This is a genomic window from Nitrospirota bacterium (assembly GCA_020851375.1).
Taxonomy (GTDB): Bacteria; Nitrospirota; 9FT-COMBO-42-15; order HDB-SIOI813; family HDB-SIOI813; genus RBG-16-43-11.
On record JADZCV010000037.1, the window covers coordinates 1 to 24,182 of the forward strand.

18 protein-coding genes are annotated in these 24,182 nt (G+C 46.3%); 12 read left to right on the forward strand and 6 right to left on the reverse strand.

Annotated features, from left to right (window positions below; genetic code table 11):
- The first annotated feature begins 443 nt into the window (after nucleotides 1–443).
- The 8 genes from IT393_07500 to IT393_07535 all read left to right on the forward strand — a co-directional run bounded on the left by IT393_07500 (nucleotide 444) and on the right by IT393_07535 (nucleotide 9,733).
- Nucleotides 444–650: a hypothetical protein gene (locus tag IT393_07500; protein ID MCC7202486.1), complete on the forward strand. Its 207-nt coding sequence runs from the start codon at nucleotides 444–446 to the stop codon at nucleotides 648–650.
- 180 nt (nucleotides 651–830) lie between these two features.
- Complete coding sequence (locus IT393_07505) at nucleotides 831–1,064, forward strand: hypothetical protein (GenBank protein MCC7202487.1); 234 nt, start codon at nucleotides 831–833, stop codon at nucleotides 1,062–1,064.
- A 192-nt stretch (nucleotides 1,065–1,256) separates the two neighbouring features.
- Nucleotides 1,257–2,159: a glycine--tRNA ligase subunit alpha gene (locus IT393_07510; GenBank protein ID MCC7202488.1), complete on the forward strand. Its 903-nt coding sequence runs from the start codon at nucleotides 1,257–1,259 to the stop codon at nucleotides 2,157–2,159.
- 3 nt (nucleotides 2,160–2,162) lie between these two features.
- A complete protein-coding gene (locus IT393_07515) occupies nucleotides 2,163–4,256 on the forward strand; it encodes a glycine--tRNA ligase subunit beta (protein ID MCC7202489.1) in 2,094 nt (697 codons plus the stop codon).
- Nucleotides 4,257–4,265: 9 nt separating this feature from the next.
- Nucleotides 4,266–5,201 carry a cysteine synthase family protein gene (locus IT393_07520; GenBank protein ID MCC7202490.1) on the forward strand — a complete coding sequence of 312 codons (936 nt, stop codon included), beginning with the start codon at nucleotides 4,266–4,268 and terminating at the stop codon, nucleotides 5,199–5,201.
- Nucleotides 5,202–5,215: 14 nt separating this feature from the next.
- Entirely contained in the window at nucleotides 5,216–7,846 is a 2,631-nt protein-coding gene (locus IT393_07525) for a pyruvate, phosphate dikinase (protein MCC7202491.1), read from the forward strand.
- Between the two features lie 28 nt (nucleotides 7,847–7,874).
- Nucleotides 7,875–9,065 carry a bifunctional diaminohydroxyphosphoribosylaminopyrimidine deaminase/5-amino-6-(5-phosphoribosylamino)uracil reductase RibD gene (gene ribD / locus IT393_07530; GenBank protein MCC7202492.1) on the forward strand — a complete coding sequence of 397 codons (1,191 nt, stop codon included), beginning with the start codon at nucleotides 7,875–7,877 and terminating at the stop codon, nucleotides 9,063–9,065.
- 68 nt (nucleotides 9,066–9,133) lie between these two features.
- Nucleotides 9,134–9,733, forward strand: coding sequence for a riboflavin synthase (locus tag IT393_07535; GenBank protein ID MCC7202493.1), 600 nt, complete (start codon nucleotides 9,134–9,136; stop codon nucleotides 9,731–9,733).
- On the opposite strand, the gene IT393_07540 is transcribed toward IT393_07535, so the two are convergent.
- From IT393_07540 to IT393_07560, 5 genes are all read right to left on the reverse strand, one after another.
- Nucleotides 9,711–10,949, reverse strand: a complete 1,239-nt coding sequence (locus tag IT393_07540; protein ID MCC7202494.1) for a hypothetical protein — start codon at nucleotides 10,947–10,949, stop codon at nucleotides 9,711–9,713. The two genes, IT393_07535 and IT393_07540, sit on opposite strands and share 23 nt — an antisense overlap.
- A gap of 213 nt (nucleotides 10,950–11,162) precedes the next feature.
- The gene (locus IT393_07545) at nucleotides 11,163–11,957 is read right to left on the reverse strand and encodes an outer membrane lipoprotein-sorting protein (protein MCC7202495.1); all 795 of its coding nucleotides are present in this window, start codon (nucleotides 11,955–11,957) and stop codon (nucleotides 11,163–11,165) included.
- A 95-nt stretch (nucleotides 11,958–12,052) separates the two neighbouring features.
- The gene (locus IT393_07550) at nucleotides 12,053–14,335 is read right to left on the reverse strand and encodes an MMPL family transporter (GenBank protein ID MCC7202496.1); all 2,283 of its coding nucleotides are present in this window, start codon (nucleotides 14,333–14,335) and stop codon (nucleotides 12,053–12,055) included.
- Between the two features lie 142 nt (nucleotides 14,336–14,477).
- Nucleotides 14,478–14,912 (reverse strand): substrate-binding domain-containing protein, encoded by a 435-nt coding sequence (locus IT393_07555; GenBank protein ID MCC7202497.1) that lies wholly within the window; start codon nucleotides 14,910–14,912, stop codon nucleotides 14,478–14,480.
- 33 nt (nucleotides 14,913–14,945) lie between these two features.
- A complete protein-coding gene (locus IT393_07560; protein ID MCC7202498.1) occupies nucleotides 14,946–15,995 on the reverse strand; it encodes a hypothetical protein in 1,050 nt (349 codons plus the stop codon).
- 134 nt (nucleotides 15,996–16,129) lie between these two features.
- Between IT393_07560 and wrbA the strand changes: the two genes are divergently transcribed.
- From wrbA to IT393_07580, 4 genes are all read left to right on the forward strand, one after another.
- A complete protein-coding gene (gene wrbA / locus IT393_07565; GenBank protein MCC7202499.1) occupies nucleotides 16,130–16,717 on the forward strand; it encodes an NAD(P)H:quinone oxidoreductase in 588 nt (195 codons plus the stop codon).
- Nucleotides 16,718–16,763: 46 nt separating this feature from the next.
- Nucleotides 16,764–19,943: an exodeoxyribonuclease V subunit gamma gene (locus tag IT393_07570; GenBank protein MCC7202500.1), complete on the forward strand. Its 3,180-nt coding sequence runs from the start codon at nucleotides 16,764–16,766 to the stop codon at nucleotides 19,941–19,943.
- Entirely contained in the window at nucleotides 19,895–23,338 is a 3,444-nt protein-coding gene (locus tag IT393_07575) for a UvrD-helicase domain-containing protein (protein ID MCC7202501.1), read from the forward strand. The genes IT393_07570 and IT393_07575 overlap by 49 nt, the downstream gene beginning before the upstream one ends.
- A gap of 229 nt (nucleotides 23,339–23,567) precedes the next feature.
- The gene (locus tag IT393_07580; GenBank protein ID MCC7202502.1) at nucleotides 23,568–23,747 is read left to right on the forward strand and encodes a hypothetical protein; all 180 of its coding nucleotides are present in this window, start codon (nucleotides 23,568–23,570) and stop codon (nucleotides 23,745–23,747) included.
- Nucleotides 23,748–23,814: 67 nt separating this feature from the next.
- Here IT393_07580 and IT393_07585 read toward each other — a convergent pair whose 3' ends face one another.
- Nucleotides 23,815–24,162, reverse strand: coding sequence for an RNA-binding protein (locus tag IT393_07585; GenBank protein MCC7202503.1), 348 nt, complete (start codon nucleotides 24,160–24,162; stop codon nucleotides 23,815–23,817).
- Between the last annotated feature and the right edge of the window lie 20 nt (nucleotides 24,163–24,182).

Here is a 24,182-nt window from a genome sequence, read left to right on the forward strand (position 1 = left end):
GAACCTGTCCCCGCAGGATTTTTCACCCGTCATTCCCACGCAAGTGGGACTCCAGAACCAGGCCATCGGTCTGGATTCCCGCTTGCGCGGGAATGACGTTTTTCATGACCCCTTGTGAGCCCTGAGCTGTGAGCGTGCCGAACAGTCGAAGGGCTCATGACGGTTCACTCGAAAATCCCTGTATACCCGTCATTCCCACGGAACCTGTCCCCGCAGGATTTTTCACCCGTCATTCCCACGCAAGTGGGAATCCAGAACCAGGCCATCGGTCTGGATTCCCGCTTACGCGGGAATGACGTTTTCGTAAACCCTGGTGAGCCTGAGGCTCATGACGGTTCACCTGAAAATCCTGGTTTCTGCCAAGCCGTAGCGCAGAGGGCATCCCCACTTCAACTTTGTTCCTGTTTCTGATATATTGGCTGTACAATTTAAACGGAGGATGAATGAGCACCCTTAACATTACACTTAATATCATAACACTGATTTACGGCGTTGTACTGATATTTGCCGCATTCAAAAGCAACCGGGTAACTGAAATATTCAGACTCGACACCTTTTTTACGCCTCGTCCTACTCAGGCCACCAGAATGATTAATCTGCCGGCAGGCCTTTTCGCCATAGGATATACTATATATACCATGCTGAAGTAAGATGACACCAATCATAGCAGAGACAGGTTATTATCGTCAAAGATAATCTGCTCATCCTGTCATTGTCGAATAAATTCTACGTAATAATCATAAGTTAAATGATTGTCTCTTTTGTGTTTATCCTGTATAAAATATAAAAAGATGAGTAGCTATCTCATTTAGCATTAAAAGGGGGCAACAATGAATGATCTGATTGATTTGACCGCCTCGAGAATAGATACCGTCATCAGAGAACATGGAAGTATGACTCTCACAAGACTGGAATACGCAATTGATGCTTCCTACAATCTGATTTTTCTGGCTGTTGAACGGCTCGTGGCAAAGGGGAAACTTCGTATCGAAAAGAGTGAAAGGGATTATATTGTCTATTTGCCTTCCATGGAAGTTGACGAGCGAAGCGGCATCCCTGTATAGAAGCCACATATAATAAGCGCCATCCTCCGGTGCTTTGTTCCACCATCCCGCCAGGGTATTGAATAACCAGTGGCAGGAGGACGACTCCTGCCACACCTGCCGGCAAATAAATCAGGCAAAAATCACGGGAAAAGGTTTGTTTTTCTACTCAATTGCTTGACAGTAGAAGGGGCATTTCCTTATAATCCACATATGAAATTTCAGGACGTCATTCTATCTCTTCAAAGATATTGGGCAGACAGGGGCTGTGTAATAAGACAGCCTTACGACACAGAGACAGGGGCAGGCACTTTTAATCCCGCCACATTCTTTAGAGTATTGGGGCCTGAGCCCTGGCGTACTGCCTATGTAGAGCCTTCAAGGAGACCTGCAGACGGACGGTACGGTGAAAACCCGAATCGTCTGCAGCATTACTATCAATTCCAGGTAATACTCAAGCCAGTTCCGGATAATATTCAGGAAATATATCTTGATAGTCTTTCATCCCTCGGACTTAAAAAAGAGGAGCATGATATAAGGTTTGTTGAAGACGACTGGGAATCTCCAACGCTCGGAGCCTGGGGGCTTGGATGGGAGGTATGGCTTGACGGGATGGAGATTACACAGTTTACATACTTCCAGGAGGTAGGGGGAATTGAGCTTGAGCCTGTTTCAGTTGAGATAACATACGGCCTTGAACGCATAGCAATGTACCTTCAGGGAGTGGACAATGTGTTTGATCTTGTCTGGACTGACGGCGTGACTTATGGAGATATCCATCACCGTACCGAGGTCGAGTTCTCAAGATATAATTTTGAAGAGGCAAATATTGAAATGCTCTTTTTGTTATTTAGGATGTATGAGAATGAATCATCGTCACTGATTGCAAAGGGGTTGATCCTCCCGGCCTATGATTATTGCCTTAAAACATCCCACGTTTTTAATCTGCTTGATGCAAGAAAGGCGATAAGTGTGGCAGAGAGGACGGGTTATATAGCACGCGTAAGAAATCTGGCAAAGCGGTGTGCAGAGGGATATTCGGGGAGCATTACAGCAATTGGGGACACTTCCCCCGAAGAAGGACCGAGGGGAAGTGTCCCTGTCAAACACGGATGAACCATGCAAAAAGACTTACTTCTTGAGATAGGGACTGAGGAGATACCGGCAAGGTTTATTCCTGATGCTGTATCAGGTATCAAAGACATTGCTGAGAGGCTTCTGAAGGAAAACCGGCTTAGTTTTACTGCGATTACATCCTATGGCAGTCCAAGGCGCCTTGTCTTAATCGTCAGGGGTGTGGATGAGGCGCAGGAGGACATGGTAATGCAGGTTTGTGGTCCGCCTAAGAGCGCTGCCTACGGTAATGACGGGGAGCCTACGAAGGCTGCAACCGGTTTTGCCAGGAGTCAGGGGATAGACGTATCACAGTTAAAGGTGAGGCTGACTGATAAGGGTGAGTACATCTTTGCTGAGAAAAATGAGACAGGAAAACAGTCAAGGGAAATCCTTCCTGTGTTGTTTCATAACCTCCTCTCCTCAATTGCCTTTCCAAAATCAATGCGGTGGAATGAGACAAGGACCCGTTTTGCAAGGCCGCTCAGATGGATACTTTCGATTCATGGCGCTGAGGTTATAGAATTTGAGTTTGCAGGCGTGAAAAGCGGAAAGGTGTCTTACGGCCATCACTTTATGTCTCCAGGCCCGTTTGCTGTCAACAGCCCGGACGAATATGTCCCGGCCCTTAAGGAACGGTTTGTTATTGCAGACCATTCAGAAAGGCGAAAGATTGTCGAGGAGCAGTTAAAGGCAATTTCTCAGGAAAAGGGTGGCATCGTCCGCCCGGATGATGAACTCCTTAAAGAAGTGGCATTCCTTACAGAGTATCCTGTTGCTGTCTGTGGCAGGTTTGACGAAAGATTCCTTGCGCTTCCCAAGGATGTGCTCATTACAGTGCTGAGGGAGCATCAGCGTTCATTCCTGATTGAAAAGGAGCGCGGAGATAGCCTCCCGTATTTTGTATCTGTTAGCAATACAATGCCGGCAGACCTGAGTGTCATCAGGTCAGGCTATGAGAGGGTTGTCAGGGCAAGACTGTCTGATGCAAAATTCTTTTTTGATTCAGACTGCCGGACCACCCTTGAAAGTTGTTCAGGTAAACTCAGACAGGTGGTATTCATGGCAAAACTCGGCACCATGGCGGATAAGATTGCAAGATTAAAGGCATCAGCAGGTCCTTTGTCTGAATTATTGGGGTGGCGGAATATTTCATCTGTTGCAGAGAGGGCGGCATACTTATCCAAGGCAGACCTGATGTCGGACATGGTCGGTGAATTCCCGGAGCTTCAGGGGGTCATGGGGAGGGAGTATGCCTTAAGACAGGGTGAGAAGGGTGAGGTTGCCATGGCGATATTTGAACACTATTTGCCCCGATACGCAGGAGATATGCTGCCTGCGAGTAAGGCAGGCAAAGTCCTCGCAATTGCAGAGAAGATGGACAATATTGCAGGGTGTTTTGGTTCAGGAAATTCTCCTACGGGTTCTAATGATCCGTATGCCCTGAGGCGTCAGGCGCTTGGCATTCTCCATATTCTGATAAAGGGTGAGCACCATGTTGCTTTGAGGAGGGTAGCGGAGATATGCCTTTCTTCCTATAAAGATGTTATTGCAGAAGTAAAACATTCTGACATAATAAGGGATGTAATAGAATTCTTCAGGGAGAGGCTAAGCACGCTTCTTGTTAATGAGGGATACAGGTATGATTGTGTCAGGGCCGTCATTTCAGCGGACCTTGATGATCCATATGATGCGTTTCTGAGGATTACAGCATTGGACCGTTACAGGATGAGACCGGAGTTTGAGGCCCTTACAATTTCATTCAAACGTGTAATGAATATAATACCCCCTGATTTTAACAATGTATTTAGTAATGACCTGTTGAAAGAGGATGAAGAAAAGGATTTGTATCAGACTTTTAAGGACGCTGAAAACAAGGCTATTGTTGCAAAGAGGGACTATAATTACTGGAAGGCCTTTTCCGCCATTGCAGAATTAAAACCAAAGGTGGATCTTTTCTTTGATAAGGTGCTGGTCATGGACAAGGACATTAATATCAGGAACAACAGGTTATCCCTGATGAGTTTGCTTGGGGACCTCTTCCTTAACTTCGCCGATTTCCGGCAAATAGTAGTGGAAGGCAGCGGGGGCAAGTCTTGAAAGGGATTTATGCTTTATAAGTCGCTCATAGAGGCAATTGGCAATACGCCGCTTGTTGAGTTAAGCAGGCTTAATCCTAATAAAAACGTCAGGATCTATGCAAAACTTGAAGGGGCTAACCCAACAGGCAGCGTAAAGGACCGTATTGCAAAATACATGATAGAAAGCGCTGAACAGGAAGGCCGCCTTTCCAAAGACAGTATACTTCTTGAGCCCACAAGCGGCAATACGGGAATATCCCTTGGGATGATTGCAAGGATAAAGGGTTACAGGCTTGTTGCTGTAATGCCTGAGTGCATGAGCATCGAAAGGCGTGAGATACTTAAGGCATATGGTGTTGAAATAGTGCTGTCTCCCGGTGATGAAGGTACCAATGGCGCGATCAGGGTTGCAAAGAAGATGGCAGCTGAAGACAGCAAATATATTATGCTGGATCAATACAGCAATCCCAATAATCCAGGCGCCCATTATTATACAACGGCTGCTGAGATACTGAGAGATGTTCAGGAGCCTATAGATTATTTTGTCGCAGGCCTCGGTACAGGCGGTACCCTGATGGGGGCCGGCAGAAAATTAAAGGAGCATAATCCGGCCACACAGATCATTGCGGTACAGCCATATCCGAAGAGCGGCCTGCAGGGACTCAGAAGCCTGCTGGACGGCTATGTGCCTCCTATACTGGATTTGAGCAAGCTTGATTGCTGTGAGTTTGCCAGGGATGAAGATGCATTTCTGATGGTAAAAAAACTTGCGGATCAGGAGGGGATCTTTGCAGGAATATCATCAGGGGCTATAATGCATCATGTAATTAAAATAGTACGCAAGATGGAGAAGGGTATAATTGTAACCCTCCTTCCTGACGGCGGATGGAAATATGTGAGTGAGCGGTTGTGGACAGAGGATGTCAAAGTTATAAGTGATAAAATTAAAGGGCCGTTATGGTGAAGGGAGGATTTCCAATGGGAAAGAAAAAATTCGTTTACTTCTTTGGTGATGGAAAGTCCGAAGGGCGTGGTGACATGAAAGACCTGCTGGGTGGCAAGGGGGCCGGACTTGCAGAGATGACAAACCTTGGGATAAGGGTGCCTTCCGGTTTTACCATCACGACCGAGGCCTGCATTGAATATTATAAGAATGGAAAGACATATCCTGAAGGTATGTGGGATGAGGCCCTTGAACACTTGCGCAGGATTGAAAAGACCATGGGGCATAAATTCGGTGACAGCACAAATCCTCTCCTTGTCTCCGTCAGGTCAGGCGCTAAGGTCTCCATGCCTGGAATGATGGATACGGTGCTTAATGTAGGTTTAAATGACTCGACGGTACAGGGACTTGCGAGGAAGTCAGACAACGAGAGGTTTGCCTATGATGCCTACAGGCGCTTTATAACTATGTTCGGCAGCGTGGTTATGGGGGTGGAGCGGTCTAAATTCGAGGATATACTGGATGAGAAGAAAGATGCAATCAAGGTAAAGGAAGATACAGGTCTTGATGCTGAGGCGCTGAAGGATGTTGTGGCAAGATATAAGAAACTTGTGAAAAAGGATGCCGGGCGGGATTTTCCTATGGACCCCCTGGAGCAGTTGAGGATGGCGATAAACGCTGTCTTTGATTCATGGTATGCCCAGCGTGCAATTACATACAGAAGGATCCACAATTTGCCGGAAAACATGGGGACAGCGGCAAATATAGTTGCCATGGTGTTCGGAAATATGGGAGAGACGTCAGGAACAGGCGTGGCGTTCACACGCGACCCTAACTCAGGCGAGAAGAGATTCTTTGGCGAATGTCTTATGAATGCGCAGGGTGAGGACGTTGTCGCCGGCATCAGGACGCCTTTTCCAATAGATGAGTTGAAGAGGCTTGCTCCTGCAGCCTATGACGAGTTGATGGATATCTATAAGAAACTCGAGAAGCATTATAAAGAGATGCTTGATATAGAGTTTACCATTCAGGAGGGCACACTCTACATGCTTCAGACAAGGAGCGGCAAAAGGACTGCTGCTGCCGCCATCAGGATTGCAGTAGAAATGGTTGAAGAGGGGCTTATAGATAAAGATACCGCAATTATGAGGATAAACCCTGATCAACTGGATCAGTTACTGCATCCCATGATTGACCCTGATGCAAAACTGGATGTGATTGCAAAGGGACTTCCGGCCTCGCCCGGAGCAGCAGTCGGCCGCGCCGTGTTTACAGCGGAAGATGCAGAGAGGATGGCGCGGGAAGGTGAGCGCTGCGTGCTGGTCAGGATGGAGACCTCGCCGGAGGATATAGGCGGCATGCATGCGGCAGAGGGTATACTTACTTCGCGCGGCGGCATGACTTCACATGCAGCTGTAGTGGCGAGAGGCATGGGCAAGCCGTGCGTCGTAGGGTGCAGTGACATTCAGGTTAAGGAGAAGGACAAGTACTTCAGGGCCAATGACCATATTGTCAGGGAAGGTGACTATATTACGATAAATGGTTCTACAGGAGAGACGATCATAGGGGAAGTTGGCCTAATAAAGCCCAAATTAAGTGATAGTTTTGCGGCCATGATGAAGTGGGTTGATAAGATACGCAAGTTGAAGGTGCGTACAAACGCAGATACTCCTCACGATGCGCAGGTTGCAAGGGATTTCGGTGCTGAGGGGATAGGCCTCTGCAGGACAGAGCATATGTTTTTTGAGCCTGACCGTATAAAGGCTGTCAGGGAGATGATCCTTGCTGATGACACCGACGGGAGAAAAAAGGCCCTGGCAAAGATCCTTCCGATGCAGAAGGGAGACTTCACGGAAATATTCAGGGTGATGAAAGGGCTCCCGGTTACAATAAGATTGCTCGATCCCCCCCTGCATGAGTTTTTGCCTCACACAGAGCAGGAGATTGATGAGCTTTCACGGGATATGGGGGTGCCGCCTGACCGCCTGGCGGCAAAGAATAAGACATTATATGAATTTAATCCAATGCTTGGACACAGGGGATGCAGGCTTGGCATTACCTTCCCTGAGATTTATGAAATGCAGGCCAGGGCGATATTTGAGGCGGCATGTGAACTTGAATGTGAAGGGGTACCGGTCATTCCGGAAGTGATGGTACCTCTTGTCGGTTACCCGAAGGAACTTCAGAGACTGAAAGAGATGATTGATATCGTTGCCGCTGAAGTGATGAAGGGTTACAAAGTCAGGATAAAATATCAGGTAGGGACGATGATAGAACTTCCACGGGCGGCGCTCGTGGCTGATGAGATTGCAGGACATGCGGAGTTCTTTTCGTTTGGAACCAATGACCTTACACAGACGACTCTTGGTTTGAGCAGGGATGATTCCGGTAAGTTCCTCCCTGTATATGTAGAGAAAGGGATATTTGATGCTGACCCCTTTGTTTCGCTCGATCAGGATGGAGTAGGGCAGCTTGTAAAGATAGGGATCGAGAAGGGCCGTTCTGTAAAGTCTAATCTCAAAGTGGGAATTTGCGGTGAGCATGGCGGCGATCCAAGGTCAGTTGAGTTCTGCCACAGGGCTGGCATGGACTATGTAAGTTGTTCTCCTTATCGTGTTCCTATAGCAAGGTTTGCAGCAGCTCAGGCGGTAATAAAAAGCAAGTAGCGCCAGGAAGAAGGACAGGGTGGCAGGGATGGGTTCTCAGGATGAGAAATACATGCGTATGGCTCTGACTCTTGCCAAAAGAGGGCTTGGCATGACAAGTCCCAATCCAATGGTAGGGGCTGTTGTAGTTAACAATGGCAGGGTGGCCGGGAGGGGATATCATAATGGTCCGGGCCAGTTGCATGCCGAGGCAGTTGCTATAAAAGAGAGTGGCAGTGAAGCGCAGGGTTCAACCCTCTATGTAAACCTTGAACCATGCTGTCATACTGATAAAAGAACCCCGCCGTGCACTAAGGAGATTATCAGGGCCGGGGTGAAAAGGGTTGTCGCAGGGATGAAAGACCCAAACCCGCTGGTCAACGGCAGGGGGGTTATTGAACTTACAGATGCCGGTATCACCGTAGATAAGGATGTCCTCCTGAATGATGCATTAAGGCTAAATGAGATATATTCGAAGTTCATCACCTCCAATATCCCATTTGTCATCTTAAAATCTGCCACAAGCCTTGACGGAAAGATTGCCCTCGCATCAGGCGAATCGAAATGGATCACAGGGAAGGTTGCAAGACGTTACGCACACAAGCTTAGATCAATGGTGGATGCTGTTATGGTAGGTATTGGTACTGTGATTGCTGATGATCCAACACTGAACGTCCGGCATGTTAAGAACAAAGGCCGGCAACCCCTGAGGATAATAGTGGATTCAAAGTTGAGGATACCACTTAAGTCCAGAGTGCTTGACGTAAGTACTGGACAGCAGACTATGGTTGTGACAACAGGACAAGTACCTGCGGGTAAATTAAAGGAACTTGAAGAGCTTGGTATACGGACGATGAAAATCCCCCTTAGTCCCCCTTTTTCAAAGGGGGAAATTAGTTCCCCCTCTTTGAAAAAGGGGGGAGAGGGTGGATTTGAACCGGGATTTTCAAGTGGAGATGAAAAAGTAGACCTGCAATCACTTATGCACCTGCTTGGCAGCACAGGCATTACCAGCGTCCTCATAGAAGGTGGATCAGAGATTAATGCCTCAGCGCTCAGAGAGGGGATTGTAGACAAAGTTGTGTTATTCTATTCTGCAAGGATAATCGGCGGCCGGGACTCTGTTGGAATAGTCGGCGGACGTTCTCCGAAGAGCCTTGATGAGTCAGTATTTCTGAAGGACATAGGCATCAAAAAGATAGATAAAGACATCATGCTTGAAGGTTATGTTGTAAAGTAGAACTGGAATTCAATAATATCCCTCCCCTTCAAGGGGAGGAAGGGTGGGGATGGGATATTTCTGCGGCTATGTTTACAGGCATTATAGAAGAACTCGGTTCAGTAAAAGGTGTCAGAAGGCAGTCAGACGGAATGCGCCTGTCTGTAACGGCAACGGTTATCATGGATGGGATGCGGAAAGGTGAGAGCATTGCCGTAAACGGCGCATGCCTCACTGTAACAGAGTTCGATAGATATTCATTCATAGCCGATGTCTCAGGCGAGACAGTAAAAAGGACAAATCTTGGAAAGCTTCGGACTGGCGACAAGGTTAATCTCGAGCGTCCGATGAAACTGTCAGACAGGCTTGGAGGCCATATGATATCAGGTCATGTTGATGGGACAGGCACCATAAGAGCTCTTGAAAAGAGGGGCGGGATGTCAATATTTACCTTTGAAGCGCCGTCCGAGATTCAGCGATACCTCATTGTCAAAGGTTCCGTGGCAATTGATGGCATAAGCCTCACAGTCAACGAGATTAAAGGAAACAGGTTTACAGTAACGATCATTCCCCATACAGCAGAAATGACCACCCTCGGATTTAAAAATATCGGAGACGCCGTCAATTTAGAGGCAGACATGATAGGCAAATACGTGGAAAATTTCCTCAGAACTCGTATCTCATCGTAGCGAACAGGTCGTCGTTTTTGTCGAGCTGGCCGAAGAATGTCCTTGAGTCTTTCCCTCCGAATATATTGATTCCTCCGGAGAACCATAGTGAGTCTGTGATGTTGTATCTGGCTTCAGGTATAACGAAGTAGTCTTCATCGTCAGGGCTGTAGAATGTAAACAGGCTTAGCCTGAGTGTGTTGTATTTGAGCATCTGTGTGAGCCTTAGTGTTACCAGTTGATGAAGTTTGTCAGACTTCGGGAATCCTGCAGGCAGGGAGTTTTCATATTGCCCATAGTCCTGCATATATTCTCCGTAGTATTGCACACCTGCTGTAAAATCTGACCAGATCTGTTTTGAATACCCCAGGATATATCTTGCAGAGGAGTTTGATATCGTGGGATCATCTCCATTCCTGTCATCCAGAGAGTCATAGTAGCCGCCTTCTATGCTCAGGACCCCGTTCCCCAATGCCCCCTGCATGCTGAATCCGTAGACAGCAAGCTGCGGATAAAAGAGTTCTGCCTCTGTCATGGAGGTTGGTCTCATCCCGGGTATTTTATAAAAGCCGCGGTATACATAGAGCGATGTGTCGAAGCGTCCAAGCTGTCTGTAAAGTCTTAGTGCAATTTCTAAGTTTTCGATCTCTTCCCTCGGCGTATTGATGCCGGTGATGGTCATCGGGCTGTATAGAAAGAATCTCTTTGGATCAGGAAGCTGATAAGGTTCGAAGAAAGGTATGACTACCAGATCAGCCGATATGGCATCGGAATAGAGAGAGAGCTTCACAGCATCAGAACCTGTTTTAAGATATTCAAGAGGCTGCCCGGAGAAGAGGGCTGAATAATTCTTTGGATATGTGTCGTTGATGAACAGCAGGTCACCTGCCCCCCATGTGATTATTTGCCTGCCGGCCCTCAGGTCATAATGACCGGACCTGTAATCCATATACGCCTCACGGATATCTACATGATCCTCATCTGCGACAGAGTCATGGACAAGGTCAGCCTTCAGCGTAAATGCGGTGGATTCTGCAGTGCCTGTGATCTCGCCCCTTAATCGTTGTTCCCCTGAAAGATAGTCTCCCCCTTCATTGTTGTCAGGGGTTTCATTTCCTGTAATCCTTGCAGAGAGGCTGCCCTGTACAAAACCATGGAAGTTGATCTCCTGGGCACAGGCAGTAGCCGTTTTAATAGCAAAAATAAGAATTATGAAAATATAACTCATTGTCTTCACCCGAAAATACTCCTAAGTACCCGTCATTCCCACGGAACCTGTCCCCGCAGGATTTAAGCGGGGAGTGGGAATCCAGGATCAAGCCTCGGTCTGGATTCCCGCTTACGCGGGAATGACGTTTTCATGAACCCTGGTGAGCCCTGAGCTGTGAGCTTGTCGAACAGTCGAAGGGCTCATGACGGTTCACCTGAAAACCCCCGTTAACACATCGTCTCACTTTATCCACTTCTCAGAAGGCTTCCTTAAATACCTCTCCGAAAACACATCATCACCAATACCGACATTGTAGGATACGTTTTCAAATACGACTTCTGTCTTATGTCCGCTCTTGATATTTTCCATGCTCCTCTTAGTCACTGTTGGAAAACCGCCGTTTATTTCAACCTTATCTGCGGTAAAAACTTTATACAACGAGCCCTGTACATCGTAATATTCATCCTTCAGGGGAAGGTAGGTCGCCTTGTCAACCCATGAAAGCTTCCTGGTATATTCTGCAGGATTCTTTGGAGTGCTCTCTATAACATGACACGGCTTTCCCTGAATAGTGTCTTCCCTCACATACTTATAGGTATCTGCCTCTGGGTCTCGGCCTGACACATCTTCATATGTGAAATCCGAGCCGACGAAGCTTGACCTGCTGTCCTTTGCAGCGATGCGGTTTACAAGATTAATGGCAGGTATGAATATCCACCTGTCATCATCCCTGCCTGGATATTTATAGACAATAAACGATGTCCCGCGAACATCAGCAGGATTGTGAAAATACATGAAATATTTCTGTTCTCCCCCTATTCCGTTTTTGCGCAGCATGGTCAGTTCTCTGAGTCTCTGCTGACCGGATTTGGACAACAGTGTCATCTTCACCCTTGCCTGCATGTCCTTCCCCTGTGCAAAAAATGCGTCCTGAGATTTCCTGATGATGTCAGCAGCATCCTCTGCCCTGAGCAAAGCCGGACTGACAGTAATAGAAAGCATAACCAGCAAAAACAATCCAAGATATTTCGTCATAACCCCTCCCATTAACCTTCCACCTTCTCCCTTCTACCTTCTTCCCATTAACCTTCCACCTTCACACCTTCTACCTTCCTTCCTTCTCCCTTCTTCTAAACCACCCACCTGCCAAACACCCGGATAATGGCAGGTATGAAAAGTATCGTCATAAGAGAACTGATAGCCATCATGCCGGCAATAAAAAGACCAACTGTTACATATGGGGTCAGGGGCGCAAAAATCATTACAGAAAATGCCGAGGCGAAGAGAATGGCATTCCTTATAATCCCCTTTCCGGGTCTTGCCGCTGTCCATAAAAGCGCCTTCTCTATATCCCTGTCTTCTTCGTATCTCTGCTGAAACCTCCTGATGAAGTGGATGGCAAAATCCACTGCCATGCCTAATGACATGGCGGACAACACCGAAACAGGCATGTCAAAGTCCTTCCCGATGAATCCGACGAAGCCGTATATGATTATGATTGTAAACAGCAGGGGGATGTAGCTTATCAACCCCCACCTGACTGACCTGAAATTAATCACCAGTATTATAAATACTGCAATAAGGGCCAGGATGAATCCCTTCATCATGTCAAACAGGACCTCATCATTCCAGACCATGTTGAAGTATGATATACCGGCAGGTTTAAATGCTATGTCCAGATCCGGCCTTGACGACTTAAATTCTTCTATCTTGTTCAGTACATCCCGCATGGCAACGGCATCCCATGTCTTTAGCTGCAGAAATATGTTTGCCTTGTCATAATCAGCGGTTACTACATTTTCGAGGTCCCGTGGTTTTGCAGACATGCCGAACAGAAACAGATATTGTGCTATTTCATCAGATGATTGAGGAAGGGTGTCATATTCCGGGGAGTTGCCGTGCAGAACCTTGTTTACCCTCCTGACTATGTCTGCTATGGAAGTCGTCTTGCCAACGACAGGAAGCCCTTCCAGTTCTTTCTGAAGTTTCTCGATTGCAGCGAGGTTTGCAGGCTCCTTCATGGCACCAGGTATCGATGATTCTGCTACTATGTACGCAGAGGCTGTGCCCGCAAGCAGGCTGTTCATTACACTGTCTGCCTGCCTAATGTCGCTACCTTTCTTAAACCATGAGACCATGTTGTTGTTTACCCGTATCCGCATTAACCCAGTTATGGCTATTGCAATCATTACGATGCCGACAGTAATGACAATCCAGGACCTCCGGTAACCTGTTTCCCCCAGCCGTCTAAGCCATTTGGAGCCGCTCCCGGACTCTTCATTTTCCCGCTCTGCCATGGCCATAAGTTTCCTGTCACTGGTAAGCATCATCAGGGCCGGTATAAAGCTGAAGCTCATCAGTCTTATGACAATTGTGCCGAATGCCACAAATACCCCGAATACCTTCACAGGTATGATATGCATTATGACAAGGACGCCAAAACCGGCGGCTGTTGCGAGTGCAGTATATCTGACTGATGGTCCAACGACGGCAAGTGTTTCCAGAATAGCCTGCTTTTTATTTTTGACCTCCCTGAGCCTGAAATAGAATTCATTGAAAATATGAACGCTGTCTGTAGATATGGCCATGAGAAATACGGGTATCATGGAACTCATGATGTGCACTGGAAACCCAAGTCCAATGAGGAGTCCCATGCTCCATATAATGCTGAAAAATGCGACAGACATCATGGCTGCAACAAGCATGATATTGCGGAACATGATATAGAGTGCGATCATCATGATGAATCCGGCTATCGGGGAGAAGATACCCATTTGCATGAACATATTATGGCCAAAGGTGTCCCGCGCCACCGGATCACCTGCTACGTAATAGCGCTCGGCCCCCTTTTCACCGCTTACAATATTTCTGATACTGTCGGCAATGACTTTGGCATCCGCCCCCTCTTCGAGAGGGACATATATGGCAGTTGTTGTCCTGTCGTCAGAGACGAGCCGGCCGATAAGCATTGGATTGTCATATATCTCATCCCGGAGTCTTGTCATCTCGTCTTCAGATTGAGGCACGTGATCCATTACAGGTCTTACTATCAACTGTCCATTCTCAGACAGGACATTATCTGCGGTTGTAAGACTCATGACATCAGGTATAACAACGCCTTTAATCCGCATAATAGCGTCTGTAAATCGTGCTACCCGTTCGAGCGTTGCCGTGTTGAACAGGCCTGCCGGGTTTTCAATTCCAAGTACGATTGTGTCCCTGTGAAGTGCGAAGAGAGATTCCATCTGATCGTTGTAGACCCGGACAGGTGATGTCTCAGGCAGCATGTTCCTGGGATCTGTATCAATCAATATCTTTGGAAACTGGGAAAAGAAGATTAGTGTCAGAATTATTACAAAGGCAACAGTTGATCCGGGTCTTTCAACTGCAAGTTCCGTCAGCTTAGAAGGCATCAGCAATTCTCCCTGCAAAATGAATATTCATTGTTTCATATTATCGAAACAAGATATTACTAACATAATGATTATTACATGCTTTGTCAAGCAAATTTTAATGATAATTTTATTGTCGGGATGATGATTACAGATGAGAAGATCAGTAGCCCTGGTTGCCGTCTACAGTTATGTGTTTCACTGCAGATGTTAACTCATCTTTTTTCACATAGCCGATTGCACCTGGTTCGGATGCAACTATAGATATTACCCCGTCGCCGTTGGTTTCCTGCCTGGGGGGAGTGCCGGCGCCTGCGTACAATTTTTGCATCCAAAACCTGCGCTTAGTCTCCAAATCCACTCCAAGTATGACATTGGCAAATCGTGATGCCGGTTTGTTCTGATCAGCCTGGTCAACCGGGATAATCTTTATCCCATTATTCCAGAACTTGATTCTGCCATTGTAAATTTGTTTGAGTTGAACGGAAGAAATATCATTTATAGGATTATTCCTGTTTACTATTATTACATCTTCCGCGAAGGCGCTGCATGCAATAAATATCGAAATATAAATTATGAAAATTATATGTCTGAGCATATGGCCAGAATCTCCGGCGTTATTTCAAAATATTCAGAATGCAACGTTGACTGATGCACCCACTTCATTATAATCTTCTGATACCTTGATGTTGTTTGTATCTCCCCCAAAATGCCTGTTCTCAAGTTTAACTATGAAATTAGGCTGAATTTCATAGTTAAGCCCGTAAACAAATTCTGTCCATTTGTCATCTGACTGGTCTGTGTCAGGATCAAGTGCACCAAAACAAATATATGGAGTTACACTCTTTATCCTGTAAGCTGCCTCAGCATACCACCCATATTCTGTAGTATCATCCAATTCAGAAGACGCATACTCTGCCCTTACATTTATATGATTGCCTGCATATTCCAGAGTGGCAATCCAGGAGGAGTGGTCTTTTTCAGGCGCTGTCCCTTGCCTGCCATTGTAATAAGACCCACCTATGTTAAATCCTGCGACGGGTGATATAATCAACTGTCCACCGATAGCCTTATTGCTGTTGTCATCTCTCTCTGCGTCGTTATTAATGGTATTTTCTCCATTCAGTATATACACATTATAATTTAACTGTAAATCCCGGTCAAAGGAATGATTCCCAGCAAGATTAATACCAGTGTTATACTTGGGAAACATGGCAAAACCACCTGCCTTCTCCGCCCTGTATATCTCCCATGGAACCCTTACGGAATTATAAGTAGATGTGGCATCATGAATTTCGTTATATACCCCTATAGGTGTAAGGAATGAGCCGGCCTTAATCCTTTCGGAATTATTTAACAGGTATTCCAAATAAGCCCACTCTACATTAATTTCTCCTGTGGATGCACTTTTATTTATCTTGGGGTTGTGTTCAAACTCAACATGACTCTTCACTGACAATTGGTTATTTACAGGGAATTCCATCAGCAGGTTAAAATGATATTGATCAAATGAACCCTTCTCATCCCCGGCTGGAGTAACAGGATGGCCGGGGCCGTCAGCCTTTTCATATTCAAGGTCAAAGAAACCATTCAGCCTGAGGTCATTAATAGAGACGGCCATAACAGATGCAGGAAGACATGCAATTCCTGTCACGATCAAGAGTATGAGAAGTCCTTTCATCAAACGCCTCCGCAGGTGAATTTTAAATTTCAAAAGAACCGTAAACAATAAACCAGAATAATCTTGAAGGCTGATATGCAGTATGATAGTGTTAATAGTAGGAGAACAATCTGACAAAGTCAAGGAGGTGCGTTATGGCTGCTGTTAAGATTTTAGTGCTGTTCTATAGCAAGACAGGACATATGCTCAAGATGGCGAGGTCTATTGCAGGGGATGTTGAAGCCGCAGGCGCTGAACTGCGTCTCAGAAAGGCTGCTGAACTTGCCCCAAAGGAAATAATTGAGAAGAGCCGGGAATGGAAGGCCATTTTCGGCCAGATGACGGATATACCTGATGCTATGGTGGATGACCTGCTTTGGATGGACGGTCTCATCGTAGGCACGCCCACGAGATTTGGCAATATGGCGGCTCCAATGAGAAACTTCTGGGATCAGACGGGTAAATTGTGGATGGAAGGGGCTCTGATCGGGAAGACGGTTTCTGCCTTTTCTTCTGCAGAGATGGTTCATGGAGGACAGGAGGCAACCCTGCTGTCTATGTATCCGACATTTCTTGCCCATGGGATGATTATTGTAGGAATTCCTGCAACCGTTAAGGAGCTGTATCAGGCAGGTTCCTACTACGGCGCATTGTCATCAGGTGAGCCCAATGATACAGACCTCCTGGTCGCCGGTAAAATGACCAGGCGGCTGATTGATATCACAGGCAAACTGACAAAGTAGTTGAAACAGGGACAGCGGCTATTTATTTTACAGTCAGTATTTATCTATGCTTAACCTTTACCTTGGAAATTTTCATCCTGATCTTGAAGATTCGCTGTTTCATCATATATCAGAGATCAAAAAGGCGGACATTTATTCGCAGATTGCAGTAGTAACCCCCTCAGAGCATATCCGGAAACGCATAAAGACCCTCCTCGCTGCAGAGCGGGGAATGTCCCTCCTGGGAGTCCATTTTCATACCTTTCACGCATTATCCCTGAAACTATACGAAGAAAAGTATGGTTTAACAAGTCACACGATTTGTGATGACTTTTTCTTTGCTGAGATGATCCGGATAATTCTTTCCATGGGAAATGAAGGGACAAGACTGTTCAGTCACTTTACGCAGACTCCGGAAGGGTGCCTGGCAATCAGGAGAACCATACGGGAATTGCGGGAGGCAAGGGTAGAGCCTGAAAATATTACAGACGGCATCAGTGAGGGCCTGTTCTGCCAGGATGATAGTGAAAAGTTAGCGGCCCTTTTAACCGTCTACCGTGAATTTCTCAGGATAAAATCAGAGAAGGGCATTATTGACTACTCTGACCTTCCTGATTTATCTGCAGGAGTTGTGCCTGTATCTGCATATCTGAAAAGGTTCAGCGGGATTATTTATTATGGTTTCTATGACCTGACACAGGTCCAGTTTGATTTACTCCAGGCCATAGCAGGAGTTTATCCTGTAACAATGTTCTTCCCTTATGCAGAAGGAATCCCGGCAGCTTCATTCACCGGCATATTCTATGATTCCTTTATCCGTGGATTGATGACGAACTATTCCAAAGTAGTAAGACTCTCGCGTTCGAAAGCGGACAATGACAGCAAATCCCTTTTCCCTGTGAATTGTCCGACAGCGGTAATAAGCGCCTCAGGCACGGACGATGAGGTATCTGCAGTGGCAAAGACAATTCTGAGGTTAGTCGGGGCAGATGGATATCCCTTCTCCGGAATCGGGGTGGTTGCAAGAGATATTAATGAATATATTCATGCAATCGAAAGGATATTCTCTGCTCACAATATCCCGTTTGTATCAAGCGGAAGTGAGGCTGTTGACAGATATCCTGTTGTAAAGGCAGTGCTGATACTGATGTCAGTCCATGAAAATGGCTACAGGCGTTCCGATATCATAGACCTTGTTTCATCGCATTGCTGCCGGAAAAAGGCAGAGGCGTTTTTCCCTGAGGGAACAGAACTGAGGCCAGACAGGCTTGATCTGTTTACACGGCTTGCCGGCATAACAAAGGGGCTCAGGGAGTGGGAGAGACTCGACAAACACATTAGGGAAGGGTTTGTCAAACGCGGTTCCGGTGACGATGATGGCGGAGGGGAGGACATCGTCAGCCGCGAAGAGGTTGCAGGACTCAGGTCACTTATTTACGCACTGAACAATGATTTCATATCCCTCCCGCCGGTCAGCTCATGGAGTGATTATGCCGCAAGGTTTGCGTCTTTACTCAGGAAGTATATTGAAATAGATGAATTTCCGGATGAACATCCTGCAGGGTCTGTAATCGAGTCATTGGAATCAATCACAAAACTCGGGATAATTTATCCTGAGGTTTCAGCAGCAGAATTTATTGAAACTTTTAAAAGGTGTTTGAAAGGGTCTGAGAATAAGGTCTGCAGTAAAGATATTTCAGCAGTGCAGGTGCTGGACGCGATGTCTGCCCGTGCCATACCCTTCAGGGCATTGTTTGTAATCGGCATGAACGAGAAGGTCTTTCCAAGGAACATCAGAGAGGACCCTTTGTTGAGGGATTCAGTGCGGCATGTAATGGTGCGTACCATGGGATATAAGATAGAAGAGAAGATGAATGGCTTTGAAGAGGAGAAGCTGCTCTTTTATCTGCTCGCAAATTCAGCGAGAGAGAGATTATATATAACATTCCAGAGAACTGATGATTCAGGCGATTTAAGGATTCCTTCCTGGTACATATCTGAGGTCAGTCCGCCTGAGCCTGTAAAGGAATGGAAGATACCAAGGCGATTAGGGGATAAATATGCGGCAGGGCAGTTCTATGATTATAATCTTCTGACCCCGCATGAATTATCAACGAGGGTTATCCTTGAAGGGATTGATGCTTCTCCTGTAATGAAAGGGTTCTGCTTTAATCCGGCATTATATAAGTATGGCAGGGAGGCCATTAAGCACCATGAGAAGATGAGTGCACGACTTACGGGATTTGATGGCCTGACCGGTCAGATTGATGAATACTGGGAGAAGATTGTCATGAGCGGTATTTCCCCCACGTCAATGGAGCGGTTTGCACTTTGCCCTTTTTCGTATTTTGCAGGTCATATGCTTCGTCTCAAAAGGAGAAGGAGGGATGAGCCTGTTATGGGTATTGAACCTGCAGATGCAGGGAACATATGTCACATGGTACTAAAGAGATTCTATTCCGGATACCGTATGGCAGAGACCAGGGACTTTAAGTCCTTTCTGAACGAGACCGCCCGTTCTGTGTTTGCTGAGTTTGAGCAGAATAATCCGGTCGGATATCCCGTGATATGGGAGATAGAGAGGGAGAGGCTGCTGACGCTGCTCACGGATTTTGTGGCATATGATCTTCATGAAATGTCCCTGTCTGGATACATTCCGTATATGTATGAAGCACCTGTTAAAGGCAAATTGGCTGCCCTGCGTCTTTCTGAATGCACGTATGACATCCCCGTATATGGCATAATTGACAGGGTAGACAGGCACAAAGATCATGACCGCTTCAGGATTATAGATTATAAATTTAAGGCAGGCAGCGCTCTTCCGGCAGGAGAGGGTGACCTGATACTTTCGGCTGTAAGGGGTCAGCGACTTCAGCCTCCGTTGTATGTTTTGATGACAAAGGCATATCTGCATGATAAGGCAGGGGTGGAAAATCCTGTATGCGATGATGTGAGGTTTAATTATCTGGCGCCCAACTGGACTGATGTGGCAATTGAAGAAAGATTCAGCTCCTTCCCGGGCGACTGCTGGGAATCTGAAACAGGAGAAAAGATTCTCACTACGATTAAACTATTGCTGGAGGGCATCAGAAAAGGGCTGTTTTTCATTATGCCTGGTAATTACTGCAAGACCTGTGACTATTCAGCAATATGCAGGAAAAACCATTTTCCGACAAGGTCCCGGGCCAAAAAGGATGAATGGATTGTCAGGGATTACATGGATCTGAGAAACATGAAAATGGACTGACAGAAGGTGTTGATTCTGATATGACAGAACTACAGGATGAAAAAGACAGGCTGCTCGCAGTCACTACTTTCGACAGGAACGTAGTGGTAACAGCCGGCGCCGGTACAGGCAAGACGACCCTCCTCATTGACCGTATTACCTGCCTCCTGATGAGGGATACAGACCCCCTCAGGATTACTGATATAATTGCCATTACATTTACGAAGAAGGCCGCAAATGAGATGAAGGTGCGGCTTCGGAACAGACTCCGGTTTTTTATGCAGAGTGCAGATGGCAGACTTGAAGAGAACAGGTATGAGGCGGCATTGCTCGACGGGCTTATACAGCGGTACAAACTTAATGCAGATTCGGTAGCGCAGAGGGCTGAAGATGCCTTAAATAACCTTGAGAAGGCCCAGATAGGAACTATCCACAGCTTTGCAGGCCACATCCTCCGCCTCTATCCCCTTGAGGCCGGAATAGCCCCGGACATTGAAGAAGATGACGGCGATGCGCTTGAAGGACATTTCAAGCGTGAGTGGGATGAGTGGATTGATGAAGAGCTTTCTGCCGCGTCTCCACGCAGTGCGAAATGGAAAGATGTACTAAGGAGGATTTCCATAGACTGTGTTAAAGTCTTCGCGGGGTGCCTGTGCAGGGAGACGATTCCTCTTTCATCCCCTGAGGATGCGGTGGACATGAGCAGTATTGTGTCGTGGCTTGAACAGGAGAAGGCCGGCGCACAAGAGATATTCAACAGGTACAAAGACTCAAAGAAGGTAAAGATGCAGGGCCTTCTCCAGCGGGCTGTTGAATTGTTAGATAATGCAATCAGTGGAAATAATACAGAAACCTTCAATGACAGCATACCATCAAAAGCGCCTCTGAGCTGGGATGAGGATGACTACCGTGAAGCTGTCAGGATAGTCTCAGTTGCTCAATACATTTCTGCGACGGATGAAGAGTTCATAAAAAGATTAAATGACCTTATCGTCCCATTTGCCCTCTTGTGCAGAAAGAAGTTTGTTTCATCAGGTAACATTTCGTTTGACGGACTGATTGCCTTCTGTTGCAATCTCCTTAAAAATAAACAAAATATCCGCAATAACTTAAAGAATAAGTTTAAGTCTATACTCATTGATGAATTTCAGGACACAGATCCTCTTCAGTATGAGATTGCACTGTATCTGGCTGAAGATGAGGGTTCATGTGCGAAAGACTGGCGGGAGTTAAGGCTTTCACCAGGCAAGCTATTCATAGTGGGTGATCCGAAGCAATCTATTTATGCATTCCGGGGGGCAGATATCGGGGCATATCACAGGGTTGTTGACATGATTGAAGGTCAGGGAGGGGTAATTGCAAATCTGTCCACCAATTTCAGGAGTCATGACAGGATAATCGGCGTTGTCAACTCTGTCTGCAGGCGAATCATAAAAAGGCGTGATAACATTCAGCCTGACTATGTGGATATAAATGCATGTCCGGGGCATAAGGCTCTAAAGCCTCTCCAAAGGGTTGAAATGCGATTGATTGATACACGCCATGAGGATGAACGTAATTTAATGGAGGCAGCAGAGCTTGAGGCGATGGCGTTAGGAAAGTTTTTAAAGGAAGAGATGATAGGAAAAGAAATTATCACAGACACAGACGGAAGTGAGGAGCCTGTGTCACCGCGTCATGTCGCGATATTATTTCCCAAGCTGACTCAGGTTCATGAGTATCTGGATGTGTTGAAACGCCTTGGGATACCTTACATTGTGGAAGGAGACAGGCATTTTTACGGCACTCAGGAGGTGATAGACTTTGTGAACATCCTCCGGGTGCTCGACAATCCCCTGGATGAGACCGCTATGTGCGGCGTTTTGCGTTCACCCCTGGGGGGTGTTTCTGACAGGGAACTTTATGAGTTAAGCCGGTTATCATTGCTCGATTACCGTATTGAGGCCGCAAGGCTTAAGGAGGGACTGGGTAAAGTAAAGCACTCATGCAATGGCACTAAGCGTGAAGATGTGCTCCCTGAACTGATCCCGGCATTATATGGCATGATGAAACAGCTATACCTGAATGTTTCAATGTTGCCAGTGACTGATGCCATTCATTATATATTTAACAATTCACCTGTACTTGAACTTGCAGCTTCATCATATTTTGGCGAGCAGTCAGTTGCCAACCTCCTTAAAATACACAGGATAGCAGCGTCAATTGATGAGAAATCAAGTCTGACCCTCAAAGGATTAACGGTTCTTCTGGAGAAGAAGGTTGCTTCGAAGGAGAAGGAAGGGGAAAGTCTTCTTTCCGAAGAGGGGGTGGATGCTGTCAGGATCCTGAGCATACACAGGGCCAAAGGGCTTGAGTTTCCTGTCGTGGCAGTGGCCGGTCTTCATGGCAGACCAAACCGGAGAACGGAAGCTGCAACTGTGACCCATGATTGGTCAAGGAATATGGCAGGCATTAGTGTGGCCGGGGTGAGTAATTATTCCGCTGTCATGATGCAGGATAAGAACAGGCTGATAGAACAGGAGGAGATGAAAAGACTTTTATATGTAGCTATGACGAGGGCCAGGGAATGCCTTATCCTGTCAGGTGTGCTTGGAAAGAGGGTTTACAGGGATAGTTTTCTCTCAATACTAATGGATAGCATGGGACCCTCTGCCGGAGACAGCAGCGCAGAAGAAGTCAGGATGGATGACGGAATTCTAAAACAGACTATAATTGATTACATGTCATGTTCTTATACAGAACCCCCGGCAGGAGAGAAGAGGCTGACGAATGCCGGAATCCCGGCAGAGAAGATGGAGATGCTTTCAGGTCTCTGGAAAAAAAGAGAGAAAAATTACAGGGCTCTTCTTGACAAGCCTTATTTTGTAACGCCGTCATTAATAGAAAAAAATCCGGAGTCTGCTCCGGTAAGGAACCGGAGATCAGAAGATCCGGGAAATTCATCTGCAGGTCGGGCAATCCTTATTGGGAACATTGCACATCATATCCTTTCTGAGTGGGACTTTGCATCTGATGCAGGATTGTTTAAAAATGCAGTGGGAGAGGCGTGCAAAAAATATAATTCTGACGCATCAATCCAATCGGAGCTTGAAGAAATATTTGAGATATTTTCTGATTCATCTGCCTGTGAAGAGATAAAGGGGGCAGCGGTGCTGGGGAGAGAAATTCCGTTTACGGTTCCGTGGGACGGTCAGGTCATGGAAGGGGTCATTGATATCCTCTACAGGTGCGGAGACAATATATATGCGGCAGACTACAAGACAGACAGGCTCAGGGAGGATGAGATAACATCAAAGATTAAGGAATATTCCGTATCAGTTGATATATACCGAAAAGCGGTGAAGATGTGCACCGGTTCTGATCTGGCCGGGTTTAAAATTGTTTTCCTTCGTAATGGAATTAGTGTGAAAGTTTGACTTGACATTTGTAATTTGTTAATGTTTAATACTCAATTGGAAACTTGAACTGATGAAGATGTTATATTTCCCACACATAAGACTTGCCACTGAAATTTCATATCTGTCATGCACAGAATGGAAATCAATGATTGCGTGATCCTTCAGAAACATTAAAATAATGTAATTTAATAATGATGGGAATGCATTAAAAGTGAAATATACGCAAAGAAAGGGGGTGAATGAATAGATGAAGAAAGGTTTAATTATGGTATTGGCCCTGGCAATGGCAGGTATGATCGGTTTTACAGCATGTCAGAAGAAAGAACAACCGGCACCACCTCCACCGCCGGCAGAACAGGCTCCGGCAGAACAGGCTCCGGCAGCACCAGCAGCAGGTGAGGAACAAAAGCCAGCAGAGCACAAGTAAGATTGATATATATCAAAAAAAAGCCCGCTGGAATTTTCCAGCGGGCTTTTTTTATTTGGACTCAGAACTAATAGCTTCTTCTTTGTGGTCTGCCGCCCTTGCTGCCGCCGCCCCCTCCACGGGATGAACGGCCGCCAAAACCGCCGCCTCCGCCGCGCGGGGCCTTGGTCTGTGGACGGGCCTCGTTTACAACCAAAGCGCGATTGTGAATCGTCTTTCCATTTAGATCGTTCATTGCCTGATTTGCCTCCTCACGGTTTGACATTTCTACAAATCCGAATCCTTTGGAGTTTCCTGTAAACTTGTCTGTGATGATCCTGGCGCTTTCCACTGTTCCAAATGGTGTAAACAGTTCGTTTAATTCTGATTCTGTGACTTCATAAGACAGATTGCCTACATAAAGCTTAACCGACATAACAACACTCTCCTTTTAAA